The organism is Streptomyces sp. NPDC048566 (genome assembly GCF_043199735.1).
Lineage (GTDB): Bacteria > Actinomycetota > Actinomycetes > Streptomycetales > Streptomycetaceae > Streptomyces.
In genome coordinates, this window is sequence record NZ_JBICWL010000005.1 from 390,189 (window position 1) to 398,384 (window position 8,196).

At 72.1% G+C, this 8,196-nt stretch carries 9 protein-coding genes; all 9 read right to left on the minus strand.

Features of this window, described 5'->3' with window-relative positions:
- Positions 1 to 55 precede the first annotated feature (55 nt).
- Complete coding sequence (gene hpnE, locus ACGFS9_RS12420) at positions 56 to 1,462, minus strand: hydroxysqualene dehydroxylase HpnE (protein ID WP_393252601.1); 1,407 nt, start codon at positions 1,460 to 1,462, stop codon at positions 56 to 58.
- The gene (locus ACGFS9_RS12425; protein WP_393252602.1) at positions 1,459 to 1,599 is read right to left on the minus strand and encodes a DUF6380 family protein; all 141 of its coding nucleotides are present in this window, start codon (positions 1,597 to 1,599) and stop codon (positions 1,459 to 1,461) included. Before ACGFS9_RS12425 ends, hpnE begins: the two co-directional genes overlap by 4 nt.
- Positions 1,599 to 2,549 (minus strand): presqualene diphosphate synthase HpnD, encoded by a 951-nt coding sequence (gene hpnD / locus ACGFS9_RS12430; RefSeq protein WP_393252603.1) that lies wholly within the window; start codon positions 2,547 to 2,549, stop codon positions 1,599 to 1,601. Before hpnD ends, ACGFS9_RS12425 begins: the two co-directional genes overlap by 1 nt.
- Entirely contained in the window at positions 2,546 to 3,454 is a 909-nt protein-coding gene (gene hpnC, locus ACGFS9_RS12435; RefSeq protein WP_393252604.1) for a squalene synthase HpnC, read from the minus strand. Before hpnC ends, hpnD begins: the two co-directional genes overlap by 4 nt.
- 358 nt (positions 3,455 to 3,812) lie before the next feature.
- Complete coding sequence (locus tag ACGFS9_RS12440; RefSeq protein WP_393252605.1) at positions 3,813 to 4,592, minus strand: ABC transporter ATP-binding protein; 780 nt, start codon at positions 4,590 to 4,592, stop codon at positions 3,813 to 3,815.
- On the minus strand, positions 4,585 to 5,514 hold the full coding sequence (locus tag ACGFS9_RS12445; protein ID WP_393252606.1) for an ABC transporter permease: 930 nt from the start codon (positions 5,512 to 5,514) through the stop codon (positions 4,585 to 4,587). Before ACGFS9_RS12445 ends, ACGFS9_RS12440 begins: the two co-directional genes overlap by 8 nt.
- A 97-nt stretch (positions 5,515 to 5,611) precedes the next feature.
- Positions 5,612 to 6,496: a glycosyltransferase family 2 protein gene (locus ACGFS9_RS12450; RefSeq protein WP_393252607.1), complete on the minus strand. Its 885-nt coding sequence runs from the start codon at positions 6,494 to 6,496 to the stop codon at positions 5,612 to 5,614.
- On the minus strand, positions 6,493 to 7,272 hold the full coding sequence (locus ACGFS9_RS12455; protein ID WP_393252608.1) for a CDP-alcohol phosphatidyltransferase family protein: 780 nt from the start codon (positions 7,270 to 7,272) through the stop codon (positions 6,493 to 6,495). The genes ACGFS9_RS12450 and ACGFS9_RS12455 overlap by 4 nt, the downstream gene beginning before the upstream one ends.
- On the minus strand, positions 7,250 to 8,196 hold a 947-nt coding region (locus tag ACGFS9_RS12460), incomplete at its 5' end, for an iron-containing alcohol dehydrogenase family protein (protein ID WP_393252609.1). The genes ACGFS9_RS12455 and ACGFS9_RS12460, both read right to left, overlap by 23 nt.

Sequence of the window (8,196 nt, forward strand, 5' to 3'; positions counted from 1 at the left end):
TCTCCTCTTGTCGCGGTACCGCGGGTGCGGGGGCCTGTCGTGCTCTGTTCGAGCGTCATGCCGCCTCCTCGAAGACTCCGGGGAGGTGATCGCGGGACCGTCCCAGGGCGCCCAGCGCGGCGTCCGCCGCGCCGACTCCGCTGCGGACCGCACTCTCCATGGTCGCGGGCCACCCCGTGGCGGTCCACGCTCCGGCCAGGTAGAGGCCGGGGGCCTTGGTCCGGGCGCCGGGACGCAGCCGACCGACCCCGGGGGCGGGAGCGAACGTCGCGGTGCGCTCCCGGGTCACGAAGAAGTCCGTCACCGTGGCGCCGCGGGTGCCGGGCAGCAGCCGCTCCAGCTCCGGGAGGTAGCGCTCGCGCAGCGCCGAGACCGGTTCGTCGATCTCGTCGGCCGCCGCCGACTGCGACAGGGCGAGGTACTGCCCCGCGCGCAGCCCGGAGGCGGCGGTGCGGTCGAAGACCCACTGCACCGGGGAGCCGAGAGCGGCGAAGAACGACGCGGTCAGCACGGTGCGGTCGTAGACGACGTGGACGTTCAGGATCGGCGCGGTGCCGATCTCCAGGAGCCGTTCGGGGGCGTCCAGCGCACCCTCGGGCAGGAGGTCGTGCGCCTCGCGCTGCGGGACCGCGAGCACGACGGCGTCGGCCTCGATGCGCTCGCCGGGAACCCGGACGCTCCAGCGCCCGTTCTCGTGGGGGGAGACGGAGGTGACGCGGGTACGGGTCTCGGTGCGCACGCCCGCGGAGTCGAGCGCCTTGCGGGCCAGGGTGTCGTGCAGGTCGCCCAGCGGGACCCGCGCCCAGCCGATGTCGGCCGCGCCCGGGTCGGACAACAGGCCGGTCCTGAACACCATCGCGGCCAGGGCGAGCGAGCAGTCGCCGGCCACCGCGTTGAGGGTGGCGACCCCGACGAGGTCCCACAGCGCCTCCACGGCACGCCGCGACTGGCCGTGGGCGGCGAGCCAGTCGCCGAAGCTCCGGTCGTCGAGCGCGGGATCGGCCGGGTCCAGGCCCTTCAGCGCGAGCGCCGCGCGGCCCACCCGGGCGCGTTCGGCGAGCGAGAGGTGAGGGTAGGTGGCGAGGCTGCGCGCGAGGTGCAGCGGGACCGGCAGGGGGCCGCGGCCGATCCGTCCGAGGCGGCGGCCCACGGGGGCCCGCGCATCGAGAACGGGCACGTCGAGACGATCCTGCAGGGGGGCGAGCGCGGCGGCGTCGATGCGGTCGAGGAACCAGCGGTAGGCAGTGCAGCAGCGCAGATAGACGTGCTGGCCGTTGTCCACGGTGAGGTCGCCGCGCCGGAAGGAGAAGGCGAGGCCGCCGAGCCGCGGCCGGCCTTCCAGCAGCGTCACGCGCACCCCGGCGTCCGCGAGCGCGAGCGCCGCGGTGATGCCGGCGAGTCCGCCGCCGATCACCACCGCGGACCGGGCGGAGTCCGCCGCGGCCTCCTGGACCTCGCTCATCGTGCACCCTCCCCTGGGACCGCGGAACGGCGGTCGTACGACACACGGCTGACCGCTGCCGTCAGGGACGCCGTCCGGCACCGGAGGGTTGCGTGCCGCTTTTCGCCGGACGCGTCACCTTGGCCCCTATTGTCCATCAGACACGCCTCCGGACCGTGCGACGCGAGACGTGGCGCGCGTCGAGTCCGGACAGACCCCGTACGGCGACGTACGCCTTCTCCCGGCCGGGGAGCGAGACCCGGCCGCGGAGCACGGCCTCGGGCTCCCGCTCGATCCGGTCGAGCAGCCGCCGGTAGATGCCGGCCATGGCCGCGACGCAGGCGCCGCTGCGCCGGTCGAGCATGGGCAGCAGCCGGTAGCCCTCGGCGAACAGCGCGCGCGCCCGGCGGACCTCGAAGTGGACGAGGCCGGCGAAATCGGAGCCGGGCGGCGGGGTCGGCCCGTCGAAGCCGGCCGAGCAGCCGAACTTGGCCAGGTCGTCGGCGGGCAGGTAGGTGCGCCCGCCCTCGGCGTCCTCGCGGACGTCGCGCAGGATGTTCGTGAGCTGGAGCGCCAGTCCGAGCGTGTCGGCGTACTCGGGTGCCCGCTCGGCGCCGCGGGCCCCCGGCTCGGTGCCGAAGACACCGAGCGAGAGCCGGCCGATCGCCCCGGCCACGCAGCGGCAGTAGACCTTCAGGTCGTCCCAGGTCTCGTAGGTCTCGCCGCGCACGTCCATGAGCACGCCGTCGATCAGCTCGTCCAGGCCCCCGAGGGGTACCGGGAAGGTCGCGGCGGTGTGGGTGAGGGCGACCGCGACGGGGTCGGTGTCGTCCTCCTCGACGGCGCCCGCCCGGACGCGGGCGAGCAGCTCCTTCGTCTCCTCCAGGCGCACCGCCTTCACGTCCGGCGCCAGCGTGCCGTCCCCGATGTCGTCCACGCGCCGGGAGAAGGCGTAGAGCGCCGACATCGCACGGCGCTTGGCCGTGGGCAGCAGCCTGATGCCGTACGCGAAATTGCGGGCCTGCCGACCGGTGACCGCCTCGCAGTAGCTGTACGCGGCGAGTACCGGTGCGGACACGTGCTGTTCCGACTCCACGGTCCGGATCACCCCTTTCCTCGCAGGGTCACTCCCACCTCGCGCAGCAACTGGAGCTTGCCGGGCTTGGGCGGGCCTGTCAGTACGTCGTATTCGGCGGCGGCGATCGCCCGGACCGCCGCCTTCCCCCCCGCGACGAACCCCGCGAGCAGCAGCTTCAGCCTGCCGTGGACGCTACCCACGAGGGGGGTGCCTTCATTCAGGAGGCGCAAGGCGCGTTCTGCTTCGTATGCAACCAGTGCTCGCACCGATGCGCCTGCCGTGGGGGCGGCGAGATCCGCCTCGGTGACACGGAACCGCTTCATGTCCTCGGCGGGGAGGTAGACGCGGTCGCGGCCGAGATCCTCGGCGACGTCCTGGAGGTGCTCGACGATCTGCAGGGCCGTGCAGACCGCGTCGGAGCGGCGGACCCGCTCGGGGGTGGAGGTCCCGGTCACGCGAAGCACCAGCCGGCCGACGGGGTTCGCGGACAGCGCGCAGTAGGCGAGCAGGTCGTCGTAGGTCTCGTACCGCCCGACCAGCTGGTCCTGGCGGTTGGCCGCGATGAGGTCGAGGAAGGGCCGGGGGTCGAGGCCGGCGCGGCGGACGGTGGGCCGCAGGCCGGCCAGGAGCGGGTGGCCGGGGACGGCGCCGGGATCGAACACGCGATGGAGATCGGCTTCGAGGGCGTCCAGCAGGACGGACCTGTCCTCGGCGTCCGCGGCGGGCACCCCGAGCAGGGCCGCGTCGGCGCCTCCGGGGGCCAGGTCGCCGTCACCGATGTCGTCGACGAGCCGGGCGAAGCCGTAGACGGCCGTCAGGTCGTCGCGCCACGCGGCGGGCAGGAAGAAGGGGGCCACGGGGAAGTTCTCGTCCGCGGCCTTGTCGAGGGTGCCGCGCCCCGGGGCACCGGGGCGGGCCGTACCGGCTTCGGTCACCGACGGCCACCCGGCGCGGGGACGGCACACGCATCGCGGAGCTGGAGAGTCACCGTAGCCATTGCCGTCACATCTCCCGTTCTACACTGCCGACCCAACCCTGCCCATTTCGGACACGCCGCCCGGCGGTCCGCGCGGCGCGACGGTGCCGGGTGTCGCGTATTATCGCCCCACTTGACGCGATTGAGCACCGGTACAGCTTACGTTGTACAACGCCGCCCCCTCCGCCGGGGTGTCCCGCGCATCACGACAACACACCGATTGGCGCCAAGATTCCTATGGCCCAAGGGAGTTGACGTTTCCTTTGCAGACGCAGGGCCCCGCCGGACAGTTCCGGCGGGGCCCTGGGCGGAACGGGTTACTTGCCCGTGAACTTCTCGTACTCCTTCAGGACCTCTTCGGTGGGGCCGTCCATGCGCAGTTCGCCGCGCTCCAGCCACAGCACCCGGTCGCAGGTGTCGCGGATCGACTTGTTGTTGTGGCTGACCAGGAACACCGTGCCCGCGCTCTTGCGCAGCTCCCGGATGCGGGCCTCGGAGCGCTTCTGGAAGGAGCGGTCGCCGGTGGCGAGCGCCTCGTCGATCATCAGCACGTCGTGGTCCTTGGCCGCCGCGATCGAGAAGCGCAGCCGGGCGGCCATGCCGGAGGAGTAGGTCCGCATCGGCAGCGTGATGAAGTCGCCCTTCTCGTTGATCCCCGAGAAGTCGACGATGTCCTGGTAGCGCTCGCGGATCTGCTCGCGGGACATGCCCATGGCCAGTCCACCGAGGATGACGTTGCGCTCGCCGGTCAGGTCGTTCATCAGGGCCGCGTTCACGCCGAGCAGCGAGGGCTGCCCGTCGGTGAAGACCTTGCCCTTCTCCGCGGGCAGCAGGCCGGCGATGGCCCGCAGGAGCGTGGACTTGCCGGAGCCGTTCGAGCCGATCAGGCCGATGGCCTCGCCGCGGTAGGCGGTGAAGGAGACGCCCTTGACGGCGTGCACCTTGCGCACCCCGCGCTCCTCGCCGCGCTTGACGATGCGGCTCAGGGCGGCGGTGGCGCTGCCCTTGCCGGTCTTGGCGCCGTTCACCCGGTAGACGATGTGCAGCTCGTCCGCGATGACGGTCGGGATGTGCGACCTCTTCTCCAGCTCAGCCACGGCCGTACCTCTCTTCCGCCTTCCAGAAGTACACGAACCCGCCGAGGGCCGTCACGACGGCCCAGAAGACGGCGATGGCCCACACGTGCGGCGGCAGGTTGGAGGAGCCGTAGCCGTCGATGAGGGCGAAGCGCATCAGGTCCATGTAGACCGCGGCCGGGTTCGCCTGGAGCGCCCGGGAGATCCACTCGGGGCGGCCCGCCAGCATGGTGCTGATGGAGAACATGACACCGGAGGCGTACATCCAGGTGCGCAGGATGAACGGCATCAGCTGGGCGAGGTCGGGCGTCTTGGCACCCATCCGCGCCACGATCAGCGCGAGGCCCGTGTTGAAGAGGAACTGCAGGAAGAGCACGGGGAGGATCAGCAGCCAGGACATGCCCGGGTAGCTGCCGAAGCCGATCGCCACGACGAACAGCACGATCATCGAGAACAGCAACTGCTGGAGCTGCTGGAGGGCGAAGGAGATCGGCAGCGAGGCGCGCGGGAAGTGCAGCGCGCGCACCAGGCCGAGGTTGCCGGAGATCGCCCGCACGCCCGCCATGATCGAGCTCTGGGTGAACGTGAAGACGAAGACGCCGGTCACCAGGAACGGGATGTAGACGTCGTGCGACATCCCGCGGTTGGCCTTCAGGATGAGACCGAAGATCAGGTAGTAGACGAACGCGTTCAGCAGCGGCGTCGCCACCTGCCACAGCTGGCCGAGCTTGGCCTGGCTGTACTGGGCGGTGAGCTTGGCCTGGGAGAAGGCGAGGATGAAGTGGCGCCGGCCCCACAGCTGACGGACGTACTCGACGAGACCGGGGCGGGCACCGCTGACCGCGAGCCCGTACCGGGCGGCCAGCTCGGCCGCGGAGAGCCCTTCATCGGGCGACGGGCGGTCGCTCACCGCGACACCGCCGTCCTGCGTTGTCTCACTCACAAGTGGAAACTTTCGTCCTCAGGATGCGCACAGCCGGATCGGGCAGGGCGAGCGCCGCGGGCCGGGGGCGGCCCGAACGCTCTCGGAATCGAGCTTGTCAGATGACGGGAGGTCGGCCCAGTCGGGTCAGCCGCCACACCGTACGCCACTTCATCGGACGGCGGGGTCCACACGGGCTGCTCCAGCCCTCCCGGAAGCCGCCGAACCACGCCTTCAGCGCGGCCCGGGAGGGGCGGCGCAGCAGCGTCAGCAGCATCCAGACGCCCAGGTAGACCGGGACGAGGAGCGCGGGGAGGTTGCGGCGGGCGAGCCAGACGCGGTTGCGGGCCACCATGCGGTGGTACACCGCGTGCCGCGAGGGGGCGGTCGTGGGGTGGTACAGCACCATGTCGGACCGGTAGTCGATCATCCAGCCGGCGTCGAGGGCCCGCCAGGCCAGGTCGGTCTCCTCGTGCGCGTAGAAGAAGGCGTCCGGGAGCCCGCCGACCTCGGCGAGGACCTTGGTGCGCACGGCGTTGGCGCCGCCCAGGAAGGTGGTGACGCGCGAGGAGCGCATCGGGTCGGCGGCGCGCAGCCGCGGCACGTGGCGGCGCTGGGTGACGCCCGTCTCGGGGTCGGCGATGCGGAAGCTGATGATCCCGAGGCGGGGGTCGTCGGCGAACGCCCGGCGGCACAGCTCCGCGGTGTCCTTGTGGGCCAGCAGGCCGTCGTCGTCCAGGAAGAGCAGGACGTCGACGTCGGTACCGCCGGGGCCGAAGGCCTCGATGCCGACGTTGCGTCCGCCGGGGATGCCGAGGTTCTCGGGCAGCTCGACGGTGCGGACACCCGCGGGGACGTCGGGGACGGGGGCGCCGTTGCCGACCACGACCACCTCGACGCGGTCGCCGTCCTGCCCGGCGATCGAGTCGAGCAGGGCGCGCAGTTCCTCGGGACGGTTGCCCATGGTGATGACGACGGCGCCGACCGTCGTGCCCGCACTCACTTGAGCCTGCTGGAGGCGAGGATGGACACCAGGTGCAGCACGGTCTGCAGGACCGCGATGCCGGCGAGCACCGCGGTGCCGAGGCGGGTGAAGAACAGGTCGCCCCTCACCTGGTCGGCGATCGCGAGGACCAGGATCAGCAGGGTCGCCTCGATGCCGAGGATCAGCCGGTGGAACTTGAGCGCAGCGGCGGCCCGGCGGGCCAGCGCCATGCCGGAGGAGCGGGGCTCGGCGGCCGACTCCTGGACCGGCGGCAGTCCGCCCTGGTGGCGGGCGACGCCGACGAGGTCGGTCTCGGCCTTGATCAGGATCGCCCCGAGGGCGGCCAGGGTGCCGAGGAAGGCCCACAGCCAGTCGATGCGTCCCGCGCCCCACAGGTCGGCGGCGCGCAGACCGAGGCCGACGAGGACCGCCGCGTCGGTCAGGTAGGCGCCGACGCGGTCCAGGTAGACCCCGCCGAGCGAGAACTGCTGCCGCCAGCGGGCGACCTCGCCGTCCACGCAGTCGAGCAGCAGGTAGAGCTGCACCATCACCAGGCCGAGCACGGCGCCCGCGATCCCCGGCACCAACAGGGCCGGGGCCGCGAGCACGCCGCACAGGGTCATCAGGTACGTGAGCTGGTTGGGCGTGATCCTGGTGTTCACCAGGTAGCGGTCGCAGCGCAGCGAGATCTCCCGCATGTACAGGCGTCCCGCCCAGTGCTCACCGCTGCGCCGGTCCTTCACCCCTGCGGGGTGGACGACGGGGCGCAGTTCAGCTACCGATGGCCTTGGCATAGTCGGTGTAGATGTCCTTGATCTGGTGGGTTTTCAGGTCGCGGTGTTCGAGGATCGTGTAGCGCCCGGGCCGGGTCCGCGGAGCGAACTCCACGACCTGGACGAACTCCTCCGCGGTGAAGCCGATCTCCTCGGGCAGCACCGGCAGTCCGTGCCGGCGCAGCACCTCGGCCATGTGCGCCGCCTGCTCGTGGGCACCGCGCAGGTGCATCGCGAAGGCCGCGCCCAGTCCGCACTGCTCGCCGTGGCTCGCCGCGCGCTGCGGGAAGAGGAGGTCGAAGGCGTGGTTGATCTCGTGGCAGGAGCCCGAGGCGGGCCGGGAGTCGCCGGAGATCGACATCGAGATGCCGGTGAGGACCAGCGCCTCGGCGAGGACCTGGAGGAAGTCGTTGTCGCCGACGCCGCCGGGGTGGCGGAGCACGGCCTCGCCCGCCTGGCGCGCCATGGCGGCGGCCAGTCCGTCGATCTTCTCCCCGTTGACCCGGTTGGCCAGCTCCCAGTCCGCGATCGCGTTGATGTTGGAGACGGCGTCGCCGATCCCGGACCGGACGAACCGGATCGGCGCCTCCCGGATCACGTCGAGGTCGATGACGACCGCGATGGGATTGGGCACGCCGTAGGAGCCGCGGCCGGCGTCGTTGTCCAGGGTGGCGACCGGCGAGCACAGACCGTCGTGGGCGAGGTTGGTCGGCACGGCGACGAGCGGCAGCCCGACCCGTGCGGCGGCGAACTTCGCGCAGTCGATGATCTTGCCGCCGCCGAGGCCCACGACCGCGTCGAAGTGGCCGGAGCGCATCTCGTCGGCGAGCCGGATGGCGTCGTCGAGCGAGCCGCCGCCGACCTCGTACCAGGTCGCGCCCGGCAGCGCGGGCGCCAGCCGCTCCCGCAGCCGCGCACCCGAACCGTTGCTGACCGCGACCGCGA

Coding starts and splice junctions, on each gene's coding strand:
- hpnE (WP_393252601.1), bottom strand. CDS start 1,462: ATGAGCGAGGTCCAGGAGGCCGCGGCGGACTCCGCCCGGTCCGCGGTG.
- ACGFS9_RS12455 (WP_393252608.1), bottom strand. CDS start 7,272: ATGCCAAGGCCATCGGTAGCTGAACTGCGCCCCGTCGTCCACCCCGCA.
- ACGFS9_RS12425 (WP_393252602.1), bottom strand. CDS start 1,599: ATGGACAATAGGGGCCAAGGTGACGCGTCCGGCGAAAAGCGGCACGCA.